We start from the raw sequence: 18980 nt of genomic DNA, 5'->3' as shown, positions 1-18980 counted from the left end.
GGTATCCTTTCTTCTGCATGATCTACATCTTAAGTTAGGATGCCATCACATTATAAATCTGCTTTGTGGATACTTTAGACCATTCAGGGCTTGTGAAATGCTCTGAGACAAGAAGACTCACGTCTTAACTTCCTTCTAGAAATATGCTATAATGAGCGTATACCAAGTGAAAGAAGTGATGGTTGCCGGCAGTGTTTTGAGTAAGTGGGACGGTCCTTAAGGTCGTATGACAGTTCATTGCTTGCCTAGTAATGGGAGTAAGAAAGGACAGTATTGAAACATTGCAGGAGCATCAGGCAGATGCATCTTTCAGCTTCGTCGCAAAATATCCGGTCTAGGGATCGGACAAAGTTCAGAGCGCAGGTAACTCAAAATAACTTCCGCAACGTAGGAAAGGGCTGGTTCTCTCGCGTCGATTGTCGAGCAAGAAACGGCCCTTTTGGTCTTATGGGCATCTTCAGACTAGGGTGAGATGGAATGGGTGGTAGGCCCGTCCTTACTACTCTCTCCATCAGCTCGTCGCCCGGCTGGGTAGTGCGTTTCCCAACTGTCGGTTGTAGGATAAGTTGAGTAGGTGGTCACAGAAAGACTTCTTGGAGGGGAGTTGGATCTAAGTCATTCTGGCCACTGAGTATACAACGAAGAGAGGGTGAACTATGGATCTGGTGAAGCGGTTGGAGGAATATCGAGATCGCGAACGCGAACTCATGTGGGAAGGCACCTTCGCGCAGTACTTTGAAATTGCATGTAAGCAGCCCCACGTGAGCCGTCTCTCCCATGAGCGCGTTTATCATATGATTATGGATGCTGGTGCCGAGACTACGCGCACCGGTGAGCCACGCTATAAGTTCTTCGATCAAGAAATCTTTGGCATTGAGAAGCCGCTACAGCAGATCGTTGACTACTTCCATTCTGCCGCGCAGCGCTTGGAGGTGCGCAAACGCGTACTGCTGTTGATGGGGCCTGTCGGTGGAGGTAAATCTACTATTGTTTACCTGCTCAAACATGGCCTGGAGGCATACAGCCGCTCGGAGGAAGGCGCGATCTATGCCATTAAGGGCTGCCCGATGCACGAGGAGCCTCTCCATTTGATCCCTAATGATTTGAGATCGGATGTCGAAAAAGAGTTTGGCTTATATGTAGAAGGTGACCTGTGCCCCCATTGCCGCTATATGGTAGATAATGAATACCATGGCCGCATTGAGGAGGTCCCTATCAAGCGCATCACCTTCAGCGAGAAGTATCGCGTTGGGGTCGGCACCTTTACCCCGTCAGATCCGAAGAGCCAGGATATCAGCGAGCTTGTAGGCGGTATTGACCTCTCTACGATTGGCGAAGTTGGGGTAGAAAGTGATCCACGGGCATATCGCTTTGATGGCGAACTTAATATTGCAAACCGTGGAATAATGGAATTTGTAGAGATGCTCAAGTGTCAGTCGGGGAATTCGCTAGTTTTCACGCAAAACGGGATTCGGCGGCTTGACTCATTTGCCCAGCCCGAGCATCCGGTGGGCGAGTCGCGTGAGCTCTCGGTGCTGCTTGCCAGCAGTACTGGCGTCGAGACGGCCACGCATCTCTATCGCTCAGGTTTGAGCAAGACGAAACGCCTCACAACGCGGCGCGGCTTTGTGCAGGAAGGCACGCCTGAGCATCGCACCCAGGTTGTCAATGAGGATGGCGTGCTGGTCTGGAAGCGCTTTGATGAGCTGCAAAACGGCGATTGGCTTGTGTTGCAAAAAGGCCAGAACCTCTGGGGCCAGGATGTTACCTTTGCCTGGCAACCGGTGCGTCCAAAACTTGCATCGCGCATACAGGCGCCTGAAAAAATGACGCTAGAGCTGGCACGCTGGCTTGGTTACCTTACCGCAGAGGGAGATATTCAGGCAAATGGAACTATCCGCTTCGCTAATGTTGAAGAGGAGCTGCGGGAAGACTATGTTAAGTTAACACAACTGCTCTTCGGTATTACACCGCGCTGTTATGAGGGTGTTGTGCAGATGAACAGCGTTGCCCTGGCCGATTTCCTGAAGTACCTCGGCTTTGAGACTGGTGCTTATAACAAGGAAATTCCCTGGTCGGTGTTGCAATCCTCGCGTGAGTCGGTGCTAGAGTTCCTTGCCGGTTACTTTGCGGGCGACGGAACCGTGAATCTTCATGGACGGCTCTCGTGGACCACAGCCTCTGAAACGTTGGCGCGGCAATTGCAAATCGTCATGCTAAACCTGGGTGTGGTCTCGCGACGGGTCATAACGCGTTCGCGCTCGGCACCAAATAAACAAAAGAGTGAGTATTGGACAGTTACCGCTTCTGGCGCGGATGCCGATCAACTGGCGGCGCAGATGCGCTTGCTGCCACAGCGCAAACTCCTGGAGTACGAGCGTGTCACGCTCAAGGAGAAGCGCGCGGGACGGGCCGATCTCATCCCGAGTACCACGGGCTACTGGGTCGCGATATCGGATGAGTTGCAGCGCATGACTATTGCGAAGGCTCAGGCTGGTGGCGGCTATCATAGCGTCGATCATGTAGGCGCGCGCCAGGTCTTAGGCGAGGATTACATAAACCTCCACATGTTGCGCGCAGGCACGAATACCTGCACGCGCGAGATGGCAAACAAAGTATTGAACAAGCTTGAAGGCTGGGTTGAGACGCCGCCGGGACTCAACGCTCTGCTCAATGCTTCTCAATTCTATGATCAGGTCGTAGAGATCGAGGATGGCGAGGCCGAGTGCTGGGACCTGCATGTACCTGGCTCGAATACCTTTATTGCTAACGGCTTTGTCAGTCACAACTGTGATGAGAAGTTCCTGTATGTGCTGCTTACTCTGAGCCAGGAACAGAACATCAAGACTGGCCGCTTTAGCATGATCTACGCCGATGAGGTGGTGGTCAGCCATACAAACGAGCATGAGTACCAATCGTTTGTGGGCAATAAGAAATCGGAAGCTTTGCAGGACCGCATCATCCTGGTCAAGGTTCCTTATAACTTACGCGTCTCCGATGAAGTAAAAATCTATGAGAAGCTGCTCAAGCAAAGCGCTCTCCAGAACGTCCATATTGCTCCGTACACCTTGCGTATTGCCAGCATATTCGCTGTACTTACGCGCCTGGAACAGTCCAAGAAGGCCGGTATGAGTGCGCTGAAAAAGCTCAAGCTCTACGACGGTGAAGATATGGAGGACTTCAAGCAAAAGGATGTGCGCGAGCTGCAGGAAGAGGCGCAGCGCGAAGGCATGGATGGTATCTCTCCACGCTATATCATTAACCGCCTCTCGAATGCGCTGGTGAAACCAAATGTAACCTGTATTAATCCTATCGATGCCCTGCGCGCTCTGCGCGATGGTCTGGATCAGCATACCAGCATTACGCGCGAGGAGCGTGAGCGCTACCTGAACTTTATTAGCGAGGCTCGTAAAGAATACGACGAGATAGCTAAGAAAGAAGTCCAGCGGGCCTTTGTCTACTCCTATGAGGAGAATGCGCGTACGCTGTTGAACAACTACCTTGATAATGTCGAGGCTTATTGCAATAAGACAAAGCTGCGTGACCCGATTACTGATGAAGAGATAGAGCCTGATGAGCACTTGATGCGCTCGATTGAGGAGCAGATCGGAGTTACGGAGAATGCCAAGCGCTCCTTCCGCGAGGAGATCTTGATCCGCATTTCGTCGCTGGCGCGTAAGGGACAGACCTTCGACTATACCAGCCATGAGCGGCTCAAGGAAGCCATCGAGAAGAAGTTGTTCGCAGACTTGCGCGATGTAGTGAAGATTACGACTTCTACGCGCACCCCCGATAAGGAGCAGTTACGTAAAATCAATGAGGTTGTTGATCGGCTGATGGCCGAACATGGCTATTGCCACGTCTGTGCCAATGAAATACTCCGCTATACAGGTAGCCTCTTGAATCGATAGTTCTGTAATATTGGAGGGTGGCCGTATGAGCGGGCCGTAGTCGCAGCCTGAGCAAGGATGCCAACGGAAACGCTGCGCCACCCTCTTTCTATTGCTTGCGCTAAAAAGGAGAAGGCGTGATGTCTGTCTCTCAGCATGATTGGTCCTTGCATCGCAAGGGGCAAATTGATCAGGAGCGTCATAAGGAGAAGATCCGCGAGGCGATCAAGAAAAATCTAGGCGAAATCGTTAGCGAGGAGAGCATCATTCTCTCCGATGGCAAGAAGGTTGTACGCGTGCCTATTCGCTCCCTTGAGGAGTATCGCTTTCGCTACGATCCCGGACGGCAGCAGCATGCTGGCCAGGGCAATGGCAAGAGCAAGGTTGGCGATGTGGTGGCGCAAGAGCCAAGACAGGGCAAGGGCAAGAAGGGGGACGCGGGGAAAGATGCCGGCTACGATTACTATGAAGCCGAAGTGACGATGGAAGAGCTTTCCGCGCTGATCTTTGAGGATCTCGGCCTGCCCAACCTTGAGCAGAAACGCCAGCAAGAGCTACAGACCGAGGCCGTGCGCTTTACCGATGTGCGCAAAAAAGGACCCCTCAACAATCTTGATAAGAAGCGCACAATCATGGAGAATATGAAACGCAACGCGGCCAAAGGAACTCCCAAATTTCAGGATATCAAGTCTGAAGATTTGCGCTTTAAGGTCTGGGAGCCAACCATCAAATATCAGTCAAATGCCGTGGTGATAGCTATGATGGACGTTAGCGGCAGTATGGGCGAATTCGAGAAATATATTGCCAGAAGCTTCTACTTCTGGATGGTACGTTTCTTGCGCACAAAATATAATAATGTGCAAATCGTTTTTATTAGCCATCATACTGAAGCCAAAGAGGTCACTGAAGAGGAGTTCTTCCATAAAGGTGAGAGCGGCGGCACGCAGGTTTCTTCTGCCTACGAATTAGCGTTGCAAATCATCAAAGAGCGCTATAATCCAGATGATTGGAACATCTATCCTTTCCATTTCTCCGATGGGGATAACCTCCCCTGGGATAATGACCGCTGTGTACAACTTGTCACAAAGTTGATGGAGCTATGTAACATCTTTGGCTATGGCGAGATTCGTGAGGGCCATTATCGCTCACCCAGTACACTGATGTCGGCCTATAACAAAATTACTGACAGAAAGTTTACTGCGGTAACTATCTCTGATAAGAAAGAGGTATATCCTGCTCTGCGCAAGTTCTTTGCCCAGCGTGAGCCCGTTCCCTCAAGATAACGTCAGGAGTTTGATGATGACGACATATGAAGGTAGCAATATTGAACGGTTGCGCGATTCGATAGATGCCGCATGGGAGGAGGCTCGTAACTTTGGGCTTGATCCGTTCCCGACGCATTTTGAGCTGGTGCCCGCCTCGATTATGTACGAGTTTGCGTCCTATAGCTTGCCAGGTCGCTTCAGTCACTGGACACACGGCAAGGCATACTATCGGCAAAAGATGCAGTATGATTTCGGGCTTAGCAAAATCTATGAGATGGTGGTAAACACCAATCCTAGCTATGCCTTCCTGATGGAGATGAATTCGCTGCTGCAAAATACCTTTGTGGTGGCTCACGTCTTTGGCCATACCGACTTCTTTAAGAATAATGCTTACTTCCAGCATACGTCGCGGCGTATGATCGATAAGGTGAGCATTCATGCCGAGCGCATTGCTAAGTACGAGTTCGATCATGGTAAGGCTGAGGTAGAACGCTTCCTGGATGCGGCCCTCTCTATTCAAGAGCACGTGGACTATAATTTGCTGCTGCGTGGGGACGATCACGACGAGGATGAAACGAAGCTGGCTGCTGAGCTTTCGAGCGACTATGATGATCTCTGGGATCTTGATAAGAAGCAACAAAAGGCAGAGGAGGAACGCGATAGGCTTCCAGGCAAGCCGCCGAAGTTTCCTGAGAAGCCAGAGAAGGACATTTTGCTCTTCCTGATCCGCTACTCGCCGATTCTGCAGCCCTGGCAGCGCGATGTGCTGGAGATTGTGCGCTCGGAGATGCTCTACTTTATTCCACAGATGCAGACGAAGGTCATGAATGAAGGATGGGCCTGTCTGTCGATTGATAGTGTGGTATTGACTGATAGTGGATTTGTGCAATATGGCGAATTGCACGATTTGCTGGCTCAGGGCAAAACTATTAGTGTAGGAAGCGGCAAGGGCGCTCTGGATAGGGTGACGGATAGACATATCAGGCGCAACGCTCCCACAGTCCGCCTGCGCACGCGGCGTGGTCTTGTTCTTGAGGGCGCGGAAGAGCACAAGCTTAGCATTGGGCCAGACAAGTGGATTGCTTTAAAGGATGTGCAGGTTGGCCAGCGTATTCCTCTGAGCGTGGGCGATAATGTCTGGCCTGAGCGCCTGGTTGCCATCGAAAGGGCTGTAGGGAGCGTGGCATTACAGGCGGCCGACGTGAGCGGGCATACCGCCTCTAGCTCTATGAGCGGTAATGTTGAGCATAGCGGAGCACTGGTAGAAGCTAGCAGGCAGGATACTTATCAGCGCGCGGCCTTCAAGAGTGCTGCTTTCCCGCTGAAGGCCCCAACGCAGGTGAGCGAGGCGTTTGCCGAATTCCTTGGCTATCTGCTTGGGGATGGCAGTATGCATAGCGCTAAAAACGTTATAAGCTATACTGCTGGTGAGCGCGCGCTGGCGGAGCGCTACGCCGGACTTGTCACTGAGTTGTTTGCCATCGAGCCCACGCTAATGTGGGATAGCCAGATCTCGAATAGAAATGGCGGCCGTTGGCGCGTTGATTTCTATTCGACCAACGTGCTGGATCTGCTACAATCGCTGGGCGTCGATCTGAAGGCCGAAGCGCGTACGCGTAGCATACCGAAGGTTGTCTTGCGCTCTCCAAAGGCCGTGATGAGTGCCTTCTTGCGCGCCTGCTTTGCTGGTCATAGCCGCGTCTCGTCCCGAGAAGGCGTCGTATTAGCAGCTTTTAGCGCTGAGATGGCGCGGACCCTGCAGATCGTCTTGCTCAACTATGGTATCCTGACGCACCGTGATGGTTCCAAGGTCAGAATCAAAGGCGAGTCGGCCCAGCTGTTTGCGCGCGAAATCGGCTCTGATCTGGCTCGCAGACGCGAGAAACTGCAGCGCTACCTCAACGATCCGCGCTGGTTCCTGCCGCAAGATCCAATGGATGAGGTAGTGAGCATTGAGCAGGATGTCGCGGATGTCTATGATATCACAGTCGATAATTCGCATCGCTATGTTGCCAATGGCATGCTGCACCATAATAGCATCTGGCACTCGCGAATCATGCGTAAGATGGGGGATCGTGGGATCATCACCGACCCCGATATCATCGAATTCGCGCAGCTGCATTCGGGTGTGCTCTCGCCTTCGCGCACCACGCTCAACCCTTATTACCTGGGCTTTAAGATGTTCGAGGATATCGAGCGCCGCTGGAACGAGCCCAGCAGAGAGGAGCAGGAGCGGCTCGGGCGCCGACCTGGGAGCGGATTGCAGAAGATGTTCGAGGTGCGCGAGCTGGATAACGATGTCTCGTTTTTGCGCAATTATCTTACCGAGGATCTCATCAAAGACCTTGATCTCTATCTCTACAAGAAAGAGGGCGATGAATGGGTCGTTGTCGAGAAGAATTGGCAGAAGGTGCGCGACGGAATCGTGGCCAGCATGACAAATCTGGGCTTCCCCTACCTGGTCATCGAGGATGGCGACTATCGCGGCAATCGCGAGCTGTATATCAAGCATCTGTTTGAGAGCCAGGAGCTTGATCTAGGCTATGCCGAGAAGACCTTGCAGTATGTCCATCAGATGTGGGGCCGGCCTGTGCATCTTGAAACAATTTATGAGAATAAGCGGATCTTGCTCACCTACGATGGAGAGCGTAATAGCAAGAGCACGCTGGAGAAATAAGCAGAAAAGTTCCTCTCGTTCACCCTCTCAAAGTGCAGCAAGCTTATCAGTCGAGCCTGGTAAGCTTGTTGTACTATAACAAATCATCAGGAACAGCCCGAACAGCTCAACCTTGCAGTGACTCTGGCTGCATAGCCGCTCTGAGCGCTCCATAGGCTGCAGCATACTTACCAAGCTTGCTTGCTATAATGGGAGTATGGCGTATGCTGGGCGAACCAAAGGTGTACAAACCGGCCTTGAGGTGCTCTTCCAGCAGATCAAAGATATCAGCCAGGCCGCCTGAGAAAATCAGGATTTCAGGATCAAACATGCTGGCAATGCTGGCCAGCGTGATGCCCAGGAGCCGGCCAAGCTGTTCGACTGCCTGGCGCCCCTCAAGCTTGCCTTCCCTTGCTCTAGCAATAAGTTCATGCGAAGTAAGGGCCGGCGCGTTTTGCTGGGCCAGCTTCTCAAGCGCCCTGCCCGAGGCCTGTAATTCAACATATCCATGATTGGGATCGGCGGGTGCGTGCCAGTCAAGATTAAGCCAGCCGAAAGCTCCTGCGCTACCGTGGAAGCCGCGCACAATCTTCCCATCAAGCATAAGCGCTCCTCCTACCCCCGTACCTACACTGATAAGCGCTGCGCTTTGGCGATCCCGGGCCGCACCCTGCCAGCGCTCGCCCAGGAGGGCAAGCTGAGCATCATTAGCAATAGTAACCCTCGCGCCAAGGGTACCGGCCAGATCGCCCGCCAGGTTTTGACCATCGAGAAAGGGCAGATTGGGCACCCAGGTAATACAGCGCTGCGTTACCGTTCCCGGTATGCCAAGCCCTAGCGAGCTTAGCGGCTCCAAAGGGTCGGCTGTTTCCCGAGCAAGCTCGACAAGCGCCCTTAAAAACGTCGCGTAATCGCCAGGTGTGGCGATTTTTTTGCTCAAGCTTATCCTATCCCGATGCATGTAGGCTGCCTGGATCTTCGTACCGCCTACATCGATGCCAAGATACATCCTTATCCTATCCCCTTCTAGCCCTTAATGCCAGTCATCGAAATGCCCTCAATAAAATATCTCTGTGCCCATAGCGTCAAAGCAACGCTAGGCAGAATACCTATCACGGCTCCGGCCATCACAATATTCGTGAAGGAGACGCTTGAAGTATAGGTGCGCAGGCCATTGAGCATGAGCACTACTGTACTCATATCCTGGCTATTTACGATGGTAAGGGGCCAGAGAAAGTTGTTCCACTGGAAGACAAAGGCAAAGAGAATGAGGGCCGAGATTGCCGGCCGCAGCAATGGCGTAATCACGCGCCACAGGATCGTCCATTCGCTGGCTCCATCGATGCGTGCAGCTTCCAGCAGCTCATCAGGGATACCGCTGATAAATTGGCGCATAAGAAAAATGCCAAAGCCATTCGCCAGATTGGGCAGGATCAAGCCAGGATAGGTATTTACTAATCCGAGCTCATTCATCATGCGGTAGAGCGGAATGAGCATAACGAATTGGGGCACCATCATCGTAGCCAGCACGATCACAAAAAGCATATTCTTGCCCCGAAAATCATGTTTAGCAAAGATATAGCCGGCCATAATGCTTGTAACCAGCACGCCCACCGTTGAGCTGATCGTAACGATCAGCGAGTTCAGCAGGGCGCGAGCAAACGGGATTACCTCAAAAACTGTTTTGTAGGGCGCAAGGCTCGGCTGGCTCGACCACCAGATGGGAGGCACGGCGCCTAGCTCAGCTGGCAATTTGACGCTTGATGCAATCATCCAGAAGAACGGAAAGAGCATCGTAAAGATAAGCACGGCCATAATCAGGTATTGCAGGGACCTGGCCGGTAGCTGCCATCTCTCCTGAGATACTCTATAGCTCTTAGTGTAGATATGCATTAGGAATGCTCCTGTCCAGCGCTTATTCCTCAGAGAGAGCGAAATAGGCGTAATTGGATGAGTGATAGGATCAATACAATAGCAAAGAGTACCATCGCCATTGCGCTGGCCGGACCAGCCTGTCCGTAGTTGAAGGCAGTGACATACATATGGTAGGCGACCACATTGGTGGCGTTGATTGGTCCGCCCTGCGTGAGCACATAGACCGGATCAAAGATTTGCAGGGTGTTGATTGTCATAATGACCACCACAAAAGCAAGGGCGCGTTTAAGGAGGGGCAGTGTCAGGTGAAGTTGCTGCTGAAACCAGCCGGCTCCGTCAATCGAGGCAGCTTCGTAATATTCCTGGGGAATCTCGGTAAGTCCTGCCAGCACCATCACAACATAGTAGCCAAGCGTCTGCCAGACATTTAAGATAATCAGCGAAAACATAGCTTGCTGCGGCGAGGCCAGCCAGTTTTGCGCCGGGATATGTAGCCAGCCCAGCATCTGATTAAGAGGTCCATACTGTGGCGCATAGAGATAGCCCCAGACAATCGCCACTGCCACATTGGGAATCATATAAGGGATAAAGAGCAAGGCCCGTAAGAAATTGCGGCCCTTGAGTACTTTTTGTGAAAGAAATAAGCCCAGGAGTATGGCCAGGGGCAAAATAATCACGATATTGGCCACAGAATATAGCACAACGTTCATCAGGGCGGTTTTGAAGTTGGCCTGCTGGAAGATCAGCGTATAGTTGTGCAGCCCCACCCACTTGAGCGCCGAATATGGGACGGCCATAGAGCCCCGATGCAGGCTGATCCAGGCCGTTAGTATAATGGGCACGACAACAAAGATTGCTAGCAATCCAAGGCCAGGTAATAAAAAGCCCACATTGGAGAGAGCATATGATCTATGCCTCTTCATCGGTCTATCCTCTCTGTTGTTAAGCAGAATGGGGAACTGCATATGAGAGCTAATACATATGCAGCCCCAGCGTTTTCAGCCCGTAGCGGGCTTACTTAGGAGTAGTATTGGCTCAGGATCTGGCTCAAGTTAGTTTGAGCCTGGGTCAGGCCCTGTTGGGGCGAGCTCTGCCCAAAGTCCATGGCTTCCAGCGATTTTTGTAAGCTGGTCGTGAGCTCATCGCCACCAAGTACCGTGGGGAACGGCATGCTGTTTTGTAGCTGGTCCACATAGGTACGGATAAAGGGCGAAGTTAGTTGATCCTGGTGGGCCTGTAGATCCGAAGTGCGGCTCGGGAGGATACCCATATTCAGCAGGATATCGCCCATCGCCGAGGAGTTATTTTTCCCACTCTGCGATCCGTTGAGCCATTGCAAGAATTTCCAGGACGCAGTTTGTTGCTCTGGCGTGGCGTGCGCGTTAACAACTGTACTCCAGGAATACGAGACGCTGTGGGCCTTATCGCCGCTGGGTCCCACGGGAATAGGCGCTGTCGCGATATTTTTGAAGTTATCGCCCATGCTGGCCTTAAGATTGCTTTCCCACCAGTTGGCCATAATGACCATAGCTGTCTTACCATTGGCGAAGTTATCAAGGTAGGGCCCTGTGGTCGAGGCATTGGCTTGACCCATCGCCGGATCAGTTGTCTTGTCAACAAAGATCAGCTGGTGGTAGAGATCGGCAGTCTCTTGCGCCGCCTTGCTATTGAGCTGGGGCTTATGATCGGTGGAGAGAAGCTGGCCACCATTGGAATTTAGCAAGGAGAGCCAGGGATGAACAACGCCGCTGTTCCAGCTGGTAATGATCCCAAAGCCCTGCTGAGTGATCTTGCCGCTGCTGTCGCGTTTGGTAAGCTTCTTAGCATCCTCGCTCAGCTCCTTCCAGGTTTTGGGAGGATCGCTGATTCCGGCCGCTTGGAAGAGCGCCTTATTGTAGTTAAGGGCGTAGAGGTCGACTTCATTAGGATAGCCGTACGTCTTGCCATCAACCTGTACGGCTGAAACCGTGCTCTGAGGATAAGCCTTCTGGATATCGTTAGTATTGGCTTCGGGGGCGGCAGCAATAATGCCATCCTGCACAAGCTGTGGCATCCAGAGATTGTAAATACCCATGATGGTAGGACCACTGGCGCTACCTCCCTGCGTGGTGATCGTGGTCAGGAGGTTTCCAAAAGGCACGTTCTGGACCTTGACGGTAATATTGGGCTCGCTCTTGTTAAAGCTAGCGATAGCCTGGTTAAGTTGATCGATCTGTGGACCCGACCAGTGCGTGAGATAAGTAATAGTGACTTTGTTAGAAGACGATGGCGCAGAACCGCTACTGGAGCCGCCGCAAGCGGCGACTACCAGTATGATGAGTGAGAAAGCGGCAAGGCTGAAGATCCGTTGCGGGAATGAGGGATACTTCATTGGGGCAACCTCCAGAAAAAGGTATTTTTAGGAGCGATTTAAACGGCTACGGAATTCCTCATAAACTTCCTCGTTGTGCCGGGGGCCAAGACCTTCGACGTTGGGCGCGGCGAATGGCTTGACTTTATATCCGCGTTGCGCGAGGCCCAGGGCGGTTTCAGAGACGATTGACTGAATAATGGCGATCGAGGCCAGGGTAGATACGCCGCCGACTTTGCCAGCAACGCCGGGTACGGAGACTACAGCATCTTCTGAGGAGACGCCGTTGAAGATAGTGATGTCGGCGATATCGCCGATCTTTTTGCCGCTGGAGTGCGTGGCGGGCTTATTGCGATGGTTATCCTCAGAGGTGATGGCTACCACAAAGAGCCCGGCCTCTTTCCCGGCCAGGGCCATCTCGACAGGCGCGGGATTCTGGCCACCATGCGAAACTACGATGAGCATGTCGTTGGCGTCCCATGTATTGTGGCGCAGAAATACATTAATATAATTCTCCTGCCTCTCCAGCCACAGAAGCTCCTCAGCTCCTCCCGGGCCACTTACTGTGGTCCACATGAGGCGTGGGTCCATAATTGGATAGAAGCCAACATATCCACCGTAGCGCGGGAAGCAATCCTGCGTGGGTAGAACTGAGTGGCCGCTGCCAAAGAGGCGAACCCAGTTGCCGCGAGCTATGGTTTCGGCGGCTTTATCGGCTACGGTACGGATAACAGCATTGTTTTCCTGGATATGCTGCAGGACGCGTATTGCTTCTGTCAGGTAGGTGATAGGTTCCACTGCTTGCTCCTTTGCTGAGTGATCGATCATGCTGTCTGGCCTTGCTGTCGTGGTGGGCGCCTTAAACGAAGCTCCGCCAGATTAGAGTGGGCGCCGGGTCGCGCGCAGAGCAAATTGTACTCTGTAGCGGTCCCCGCGCATGATCGAGGTAACGAATTCAAAAGGCTCCTTAGACTGATCAAAGGTAAGCCGTTCTACGTAGAAGCCGCAAGCACCATCGCTTACGTTGAGTAATTGAGCATCTTTGCCAGTAATGGGCGCTGTAGCAAAGATCTCTTCCGCCTCCGCCACGATAGTGCCATACTTTTCTTCAAGATACTGATAGAGAGATTGTTTGGACAGATCGGCTTGCTCCAGGCCAGGAAAGCGTGCTGCTGTCAGATGGGCGATTTGAATACCAATGGGCTTTTCGTTGGCGTACCGTAGCCTTTTAATGACCGTGAGGGCTTCGCCAGGAGCTATGTGGAGGCGCCTTGCCATCTCCACAGACGCAGCTTCTTGCCGGATGCTAAGCACATCCGCGCTTGAGCGCATGCCCATGGCGGCCATTTCGTCGCTGAAAGAGCTTAAACCGCGCGTGCCGGCGGTGATAACCGGTCCTCTGATAAAGGAACCGCGACCCCTCTCGCGCACGATTAAGCCTTCATCGACAAGGGCGCTGATGGCCTGACGCAGCGTCGTCCGGCTGACTTTGTAGAGCGCGCACAGCTCGCCTTCACTGGGTAGTTGTTCTCCCTCTTTCCATACACCAGTTTTGATCCGCTCACGCATGTCGCTCTCGACCTGATAATACAGCGGCACCGGGCTAATTTTAGATACCGCACGATAATGAGCTTGCTCCTGCATTGGCCACTTTCTTCTCCCATGTTAAAATCATAACATAATGACATTATACTGTTTCCGCGAAAAAAAGCAAGAGGTAAGCACCTATTTTTTCCCAGCTTGCTGATTGTGGGGATTATTGTGCGAGATTTTGTCCCTTTCTATGACCAGTTTTCCTCATCTTAACCGCTGCCAGGTGGCCCAAAGCTGAGAAGCGGGAAGTGCAGGCCGGCGAAACAAAACTGTTGTTATTAAGACGGCAATAAACTACAATAAGACTGGTTCTACTCTTATTCTCTGGCAGGTGCAAGGGCGGCCTTAAATTTATTGACATAATTTTGAGATTCCTCCAGCTATAATAAGGGCCGAGAAAAATTAGGAGTTCGAGAAATGATCATTTTCCTGCTCGCATTGATTGCTACGCTAGCAATTCTGGCGATTCTTAGCATCGGACGGCTCGTCTTTGGCAGGCGTGAAAAGTTTGATGGGCGCACATTTGTGCGTTGGCTTGTAGGATACGGGATCTTTAACTATATTTTTTGCTTCTTAATTCTGTACTTTGGCCGACCCGCGCTAACCGGCCCCTTTGGCGGCTGGCAATGGATACTCTGGCCCCTCTTTTTTAGCAGCATTGGCAATCTCTTTGCCTTCGCCCGTCCAGCTATGGGTGTGCTGGAAGAAGCCGCCGAGGCGAGTCAGAGCGGTTCCTTTAGTACGCGTACAACCCAGCGTAACGCCGCCAGCCGTATGCCCGCGAACTATTCTCGCCGAGCTATCGCCGCTGGGATCTTTGGACTTGTGGTAGTTGGCGTACTGGGTATTGCTGCCTCAGCTCTGATCGGTGTCTTTACTACCTGGTTTGACGTCAATGCTAAGGCCCTGGCCGCTATTCCAAACGTAAGGACGCATGCCTCTCCTACGCTGCCACCCACGGACCCCAATCATATCGTGCTGGTTAGCAAGAGCGTAGCAGCTTACAAAGGACAGCAGGTGCTGGGCTCCAACGGACAGAACCTTGGCTCTGCCTATAGCCTTGATGCCGATAGCTATACGCTGCAGTCGATCAAGCATCATCTCTATTACGTTGCTCCGCTCTCCTATAACAATCTCTTCGTCAACTTATCGAGTCCGACCACGCCTGGCTTTGTCGTCGTCGATGCCGAGAATCCCCAGGCGGTGCCGCAGCTCTATACTGATCCAAAGCACGATTCCCTGGCCGTCTTGCCAGGCGCGCTGCTCAACCAGGATCTCTTGCGCCATGTCTATATGAGCGGCTATACCAATGGGCGCTTGCTTGATCCCACCCTGGAACTTGACGATAATTTTCGCCCCTACTGGACCATCTCGCTCATGCAGCCGATTCGCGGCTACGTTGGCAATGAGCTAAGCGAAGTGCTCCTGGTTGATGCTCATACCGGCGATATTACAAAGTACAAGCCGCAGGATGTACCAAACTGGGTAGATCGCGTAATGCCCGCCGATACCGTCACGCAGTATCTACAATGGTGGGGACTCTATCATGCCGCGCCCTGGTTCAATCCCTCTGGCCTGGGTCAGCAATCGCCGGCAAGTGATCCTGAACTGCTCTACAATAACGTCGATCAGCCCGTCTGGCTCATTCCCATGACCTCCTCTTCAGTGAATGACAACTCAAGCACAGGCATTTTCCTGTTTGATACGCACAAGAATGCGGCCGATTTCTATCCCTTGTCGGGCCTGGGCATTGGTGATAACGTTGCGAAGACTTTTCAATCCACGCGAGCCAATATCCGTGGCTATGATGTAGCCAGCGTCCAGCTTTATCAGATCTACAATACGCCTACCTGGGTCGCTATCTACGTGCAACATACCAGCAGCGGTGATATCTTCCAGGCAGTTGGCATCGTCGATGCGCGCAATCTCAACGGGAGCAATGTGCAGTTTGATACAAGCCTCGCGCAAGCCTTACAGGATTATCAGCAGTGGCTGACCCAGCTGGCCCAGAATGGAACTTCCGCGCCTTCCAGTGCTACCACGAAGACTCTGCAGGGCAAAGTGCAGCGCGTTGCCACGGTTCAGCAGGGAAGCAATACAGTTTTCTACCTGCAAATAGAGGGGCAGCAACAGATCTTCACGGCCAACCTCTCGTTATCACCTAAACTCCCATTGGTGCAGAGTGGTGATATAATCAAAGGCAACTACTTGAATACTGGTGGTACTGTAGTGAACTTTACGGCATTTGACGATCTAAGCATCAATCTGGGAGGAAGCAACGCGCCTCCGGTAACGCCGACCGTGCAACCGACAGTTACCCCTGCGGCCACTCCAACCAGGTCAAAATAATGCTGATCGCAACTCCAGCCAGTTCAAGGCAAGGCTGACGGTAGAAAGGAGAGCAAAGCTATGGCTCGCTATTTCACGCGTGAAGAGGCCGAGGCGCTCTTGCCTGAGATTACTGTCGTGCTGCGTAAGATCCAGGAAGGTCGCCGGAGTGTTCAGGTCATTGAGGAAGAGCTGGAAGAATTGCACGCCCGCTCGAAGGGCAATGGCCATCATCTCTATGGACGGACGATGAAGCTGCAGAGTGACCTGGCGGCATATGTGCATGTTTTACGCAATGCCGCCGACGAACTGCAGAGTTTTGGCTGCGTGCTCAAGGACCCGGATATTGGCTTGATAGATTTTCCTAGCTTGCGTGATGGCCAGGAAGTATATCTGTGCTGGCAATTGGGCGAGGAACGCATCCTCTTCTGGCACTATATGCACACCGGCTTTGCCGGTCGTCAACCTCTCTAGGGTGAGGTAATAGAAAGCTCACGATGACAACAATCAGGGATATATGGGAGCAAGGGGCACAAAGGCTCAGACAGGCCGGACAGGAAAGCGCCAGGCGCGATGCTCAGGTATTGTTAGAGTACGTACTGGATGTGGATCGCGTTACGCTTTATGCCTACCCTGAACGTGAAGTAGCGCCAGAGCAGCAAACGCGCTTCCTGGCTCTTATCGCGCGCCGAGAGCAGGGTGAGCCGGTAGCTTATCTACTAGGCCATAAAGAATTTTACGGCCTGGATTTTCTTGTGGACCGGCGCGTGCTTATTCCCCGCCCTGAGACAGAGCTGCTGGTAGAGGCAGCCTTGGAGACGATTCGCGCCAGACTCGCGGCCGGTCAGCTTCCAATCGTGGCCGACATTGGCACCGGAAGCGGGATTATTCCTATCACGCTGGCCGTGCAGGAGCCCCGCCTTCCCCTTCTCTATGCTTGCGATATCTCCACCGAAGCCCTGGCCGTAGCGCAAGAAAATTGCTTGCGCCAGCATGTTGAGCAGCGCGTGCGCCTGCTGCAGGGCGACTTACTGGCACCTCTCCCCGAGCCTGTGGATGTGTTAACCGCCAATCTGCCCTATGTGGGAACCGAGGAGATCACTCAGCTAACTCCTGATGTGCACGCTTATGAGCCGCACCAGGCCCTTTTTAGCGGCCCGCAGGGCCTCGACCTCTTGCAGCGCTTTTGTTACGAGGCCCGGCAATCTGGCAAGATAAAGCCTGGCGCATTGCTGCTTTTGGAAATCGGATACCAGCAGAAGGAAAGCATTATACATTTATTGAGGGATATATGGCCTCAAGCCAGGGTTTCCAGCCAGAAAGATTATTCTGGCTGGGATCGCTTATTACAGGTAAGCGTCTAGCTGAAGTTGGTACCATAAAGAAACTGCGTGTTTGCGTTTTTATCGAACCGGCCCGTAAAACCCCTGCTTTTAAGCATAGAGAGACAAGGGCCGTTCCTTACTTGAGGGGTACCGTAGCCCTTGACAAACGTCCAATTTAGCTGTAAAATAGGTGTATGAGTGAGAAAGAAAAAGAAACAAAATCGCTCTCTATCCGCTTTCCTGCTCAAGTGTTGGAACAGATGAAGGAGATCGCAAAGCAGCGCAATCGGTCCCTCAATGGGGAAATCTTGACTGCTCTGGAAGAGCATATCAAACGAAACCAGAAAGGCAAATAGGTGGTTCAAAGAGGAAAGCAGACACACCTGAAGAAAGTGCGCAAGCCAAACAATCCTCACCTTCGCAACAAAGCGTACAAATTCCGTATCTCCCCAACACAAAAGCAAATAGGGAAGCTGGAATGGACGCTGAGGCGTTGCAAAGAGCTGTACAATGCGGCTCTTGAAGAGCGCCGTGAAGCGTACCGAATGAACGGCGTGTCTGTTTCCTACAACATGCAAGCTCACCAATTGCCTGCCATCAAAGCATTGCGGGAAGAGTACCAGGACATTTATAGCCAGGTGCAACAAGATGTCCTCAAACGTCTCGACAAGGCTATGGATGCTTTCTTCAGGCGGGTCAAGAATGGCGAGACTCCCGGCTATCCTCGTTTCAAGTCGGCAGACCGCTATGACTCTTTCACCTATCCCCAGGGCGGCTATGAAATCGTCAACAAGCGCCTCTCTCTCAGCAAGATCGGGCATATCAAGATCAAGCAGCATCGCCAGATGCAAGGCACCATCAAAACGTGTACCATCAAACGGGAGGGAGAGCAGTGGTATGCTGTTTTCACTACGGAATATGCGTTCGCTGCTTCCATGGCCTTCCATCCATCTGAAGAAGAGATCGGCATCGATTTGGGGATCAACACCTTTGCAGCACTCTCTAATGGGACCTTCATCGAAAACCCGCGTATCTATCGCAAGGCAGAAGAAGCGATCAAAAAAGCACATCAGAAGATTGCACGGCGCAAGAAAGGCAGTCACCGGCGCAACCGTGCAAAGAAAGAGTTGTCTCGACTCTATCGAAAATCTCGTAACAAACGGCGGGACTTCTTGCATCAAGCGTCTCACAAGCTGGTCACGACCTATGGGACGCTGGTCTTTGAAGATCTCAAAATTGAGAACATGACCAAAGCGCCCCAACCCAAACAAGACGAAAATGGGACCTATCTTCCCAATGGGGCATCCGCCAATGGCGGATTGAATAAAAGCATCCTGGATGCAGGATGGGGCGCATTTGTCGCACTCTGTAGCAGCAAAGCGGAAGAGGCTGGCTCGACAGTTGCTCAGGTAGCGCCCCATGGAACCTCCCAGGCATGTAGTCAGTGTGGGTGCGTTGTACCAAAGGACCTTTCGGTACGCTGGCTTTCCTGTCCTCACTGTGGTTGTGAATTGGACAGGGACCACAATGCCGCTCGCAATATCTTGCATCGCTATCGTCTCAAGAAAGTGAATGGGGCAGGAAGTGTCCCACAGCGCTCCCACGCGGGAGGACTGTAGAAGCCCCCGCTTTTATGCATGGGGTACTTCACAGATAGAGGCCGTATAATCGGACCGATAGATGGGGGTTATTATCGTT

General features: G+C 52.4%; 14 protein-coding genes. 8 read left to right on the top strand and 6 right to left on the bottom strand.

Going from position 1 to position 18980, the window contains the following annotated elements:
* The first annotated feature begins 656 nt into the window (after window positions 1–656).
* From EPA93_RS48570 to EPA93_RS25130, 3 genes are all read left to right on the top strand, one after another.
* Complete coding sequence (locus tag EPA93_RS48570) at window positions 657–3911, top strand: LAGLIDADG family homing endonuclease (RefSeq protein WP_242527137.1); 3255 nt, start codon at window positions 657–659, stop codon at window positions 3909–3911.
* Window positions 3912–4030: 119 nt separating this feature from the next.
* Window positions 4031–5173 (top strand): sporulation protein YhbH, encoded by a 1143-nt coding sequence (yhbH, locus tag EPA93_RS25135; RefSeq protein ID WP_129890144.1) that lies wholly within the window; start codon window positions 4031–4033, stop codon window positions 5171–5173.
* 13 nt (window positions 5174–5186) lie between these two features.
* On the top strand, window positions 5187–7832 hold the full coding sequence (locus tag EPA93_RS25130; RefSeq protein WP_129890143.1) for a SpoVR family protein: 2646 nt from the start codon (window positions 5187–5189) through the stop codon (window positions 7830–7832).
* A 106-nt stretch (window positions 7833–7938) separates the two neighbouring features.
* Here EPA93_RS25130 and EPA93_RS25125 read toward each other — a convergent pair whose 3' ends face one another.
* The 6 genes from EPA93_RS25125 to EPA93_RS25100 all read right to left on the bottom strand — a co-directional run bounded on the left by EPA93_RS25125 (window position 7939) and on the right by EPA93_RS25100 (window position 13680).
* Window positions 7939–8820: an ROK family protein gene (locus EPA93_RS25125; protein WP_129890142.1), complete on the bottom strand. Its 882-nt coding sequence runs from the start codon at window positions 8818–8820 to the stop codon at window positions 7939–7941.
* Window positions 8821–8837: 17 nt separating this feature from the next.
* Window positions 8838–9704, bottom strand: coding sequence for a carbohydrate ABC transporter permease (locus tag EPA93_RS25120; RefSeq protein ID WP_129890141.1), 867 nt, complete (start codon window positions 9702–9704; stop codon window positions 8838–8840).
* A 29-nt stretch (window positions 9705–9733) separates the two neighbouring features.
* A complete protein-coding gene (locus EPA93_RS25115; protein ID WP_165423378.1) occupies window positions 9734–10609 on the bottom strand; it encodes a carbohydrate ABC transporter permease in 876 nt (291 codons plus the stop codon).
* A gap of 95 nt (window positions 10610–10704) precedes the next feature.
* Window positions 10705–12057: an ABC transporter substrate-binding protein gene (locus EPA93_RS25110; protein ID WP_129890139.1), complete on the bottom strand. Its 1353-nt coding sequence runs from the start codon at window positions 12055–12057 to the stop codon at window positions 10705–10707.
* A 27-nt stretch (window positions 12058–12084) separates the two neighbouring features.
* Entirely contained in the window at window positions 12085–12834 is a 750-nt protein-coding gene (locus EPA93_RS25105) for a sugar isomerase domain-containing protein (protein ID WP_207229203.1), read from the bottom strand.
* Between the two features lie 81 nt (window positions 12835–12915).
* Complete coding sequence (locus EPA93_RS25100) at window positions 12916–13680, bottom strand: GntR family transcriptional regulator (RefSeq protein ID WP_129890137.1); 765 nt, start codon at window positions 13678–13680, stop codon at window positions 12916–12918.
* A gap of 366 nt (window positions 13681–14046) precedes the next feature.
* On the opposite strand from EPA93_RS25100, the gene EPA93_RS25095 reads away from it, so the two are divergent.
* From EPA93_RS25095 to EPA93_RS25075, 5 genes are all read left to right on the top strand, one after another.
* A complete protein-coding gene (locus EPA93_RS25095) occupies window positions 14047–15978 on the top strand; it encodes a hypothetical protein (RefSeq protein ID WP_129890136.1) in 1932 nt (643 codons plus the stop codon).
* Between the two features lie 60 nt (window positions 15979–16038).
* Complete coding sequence (locus EPA93_RS25090; protein WP_129890135.1) at window positions 16039–16431, top strand: DUF2203 domain-containing protein; 393 nt, start codon at window positions 16039–16041, stop codon at window positions 16429–16431.
* 23 nt (window positions 16432–16454) lie between these two features.
* Window positions 16455–17321, top strand: coding sequence for a peptide chain release factor N(5)-glutamine methyltransferase (gene prmC / locus EPA93_RS25085; RefSeq protein WP_129890134.1), 867 nt, complete (start codon window positions 16455–16457; stop codon window positions 17319–17321).
* Between the two features lie 155 nt (window positions 17322–17476).
* Window positions 17477–17638 carry a YlcI/YnfO family protein gene (locus EPA93_RS25080; protein ID WP_129890133.1) on the top strand — a complete coding sequence of 54 codons (162 nt, stop codon included), beginning with the start codon at window positions 17477–17479 and terminating at the stop codon, window positions 17636–17638.
* Window positions 17639–18901 carry an RNA-guided endonuclease InsQ/TnpB family protein gene (locus EPA93_RS25075; protein ID WP_340689214.1) on the top strand — a complete coding sequence of 421 codons (1263 nt, stop codon included), beginning with the start codon at window positions 17639–17641 and terminating at the stop codon, window positions 18899–18901.
* The last annotated feature ends 79 nt before the right edge of the window (window positions 18902–18980 follow it).

Origin of the sequence: Ktedonosporobacter rubrisoli, from assembly GCF_004208415.1 — a bacterium.
Lineage (GTDB): Bacteria > Chloroflexota > Ktedonobacteria > Ktedonobacterales > Ktedonobacteraceae > Ktedonosporobacter > Ktedonosporobacter rubrisoli.
Note: the sequence above shows the minus strand (reverse complement) of the source record. Positions and strands in the feature narration are given on the sequence as shown.

Bases quoted from the DNA above. Each gene is read 5' to 3' on its own strand.
- EPA93_RS48570 (WP_242527137.1), top strand. From the start codon at position 657: ATGGATCTGGTGAAGCGGTTGGAGGAATATCGAGATCGCGAACGCGAA.
- yhbH (WP_129890144.1), top strand. From the start codon at position 4,031: ATGTCTGTCTCTCAGCATGATTGGTCCTTGCATCGCAAGGGGCAAATT.
- EPA93_RS25100 (WP_129890137.1), bottom strand. From the start codon at position 13,680: ATGCAGGAGCAAGCTCATTATCGTGCGGTATCTAAAATTAGCCCGGTG.
- EPA93_RS25120 (WP_129890141.1), bottom strand. From the start codon at position 9,704: ATGCATATCTACACTAAGAGCTATAGAGTATCTCAGGAGAGATGGCAG.
- EPA93_RS25080 (WP_129890133.1), top strand. From the start codon at position 17,477: ATGAGTGAGAAAGAAAAAGAAACAAAATCGCTCTCTATCCGCTTTCCT.
- EPA93_RS25110 (WP_129890139.1), bottom strand. From the start codon at position 12,057: ATGAAGTATCCCTCATTCCCGCAACGGATCTTCAGCCTTGCCGCTTTC.
- EPA93_RS25125 (WP_129890142.1), bottom strand. From the start codon at position 8,820: ATGTATCTTGGCATCGATGTAGGCGGTACGAAGATCCAGGCAGCCTAC.
- EPA93_RS25095 (WP_129890136.1), top strand. From the start codon at position 14,047: ATGATCATTTTCCTGCTCGCATTGATTGCTACGCTAGCAATTCTGGCG.
- EPA93_RS25115 (WP_165423378.1), bottom strand. From the start codon at position 10,609: ATGAAGAGGCATAGATCATATGCTCTCTCCAATGTGGGCTTTTTATTA.
- EPA93_RS25130 (WP_129890143.1), top strand. From the start codon at position 5,187: ATGATGACGACATATGAAGGTAGCAATATTGAACGGTTGCGCGATTCG.
- prmC (WP_129890134.1), top strand. From the start codon at position 16,455: ATGACAACAATCAGGGATATATGGGAGCAAGGGGCACAAAGGCTCAGA.
- EPA93_RS25090 (WP_129890135.1), top strand. From the start codon at position 16,039: ATGGCTCGCTATTTCACGCGTGAAGAGGCCGAGGCGCTCTTGCCTGAG.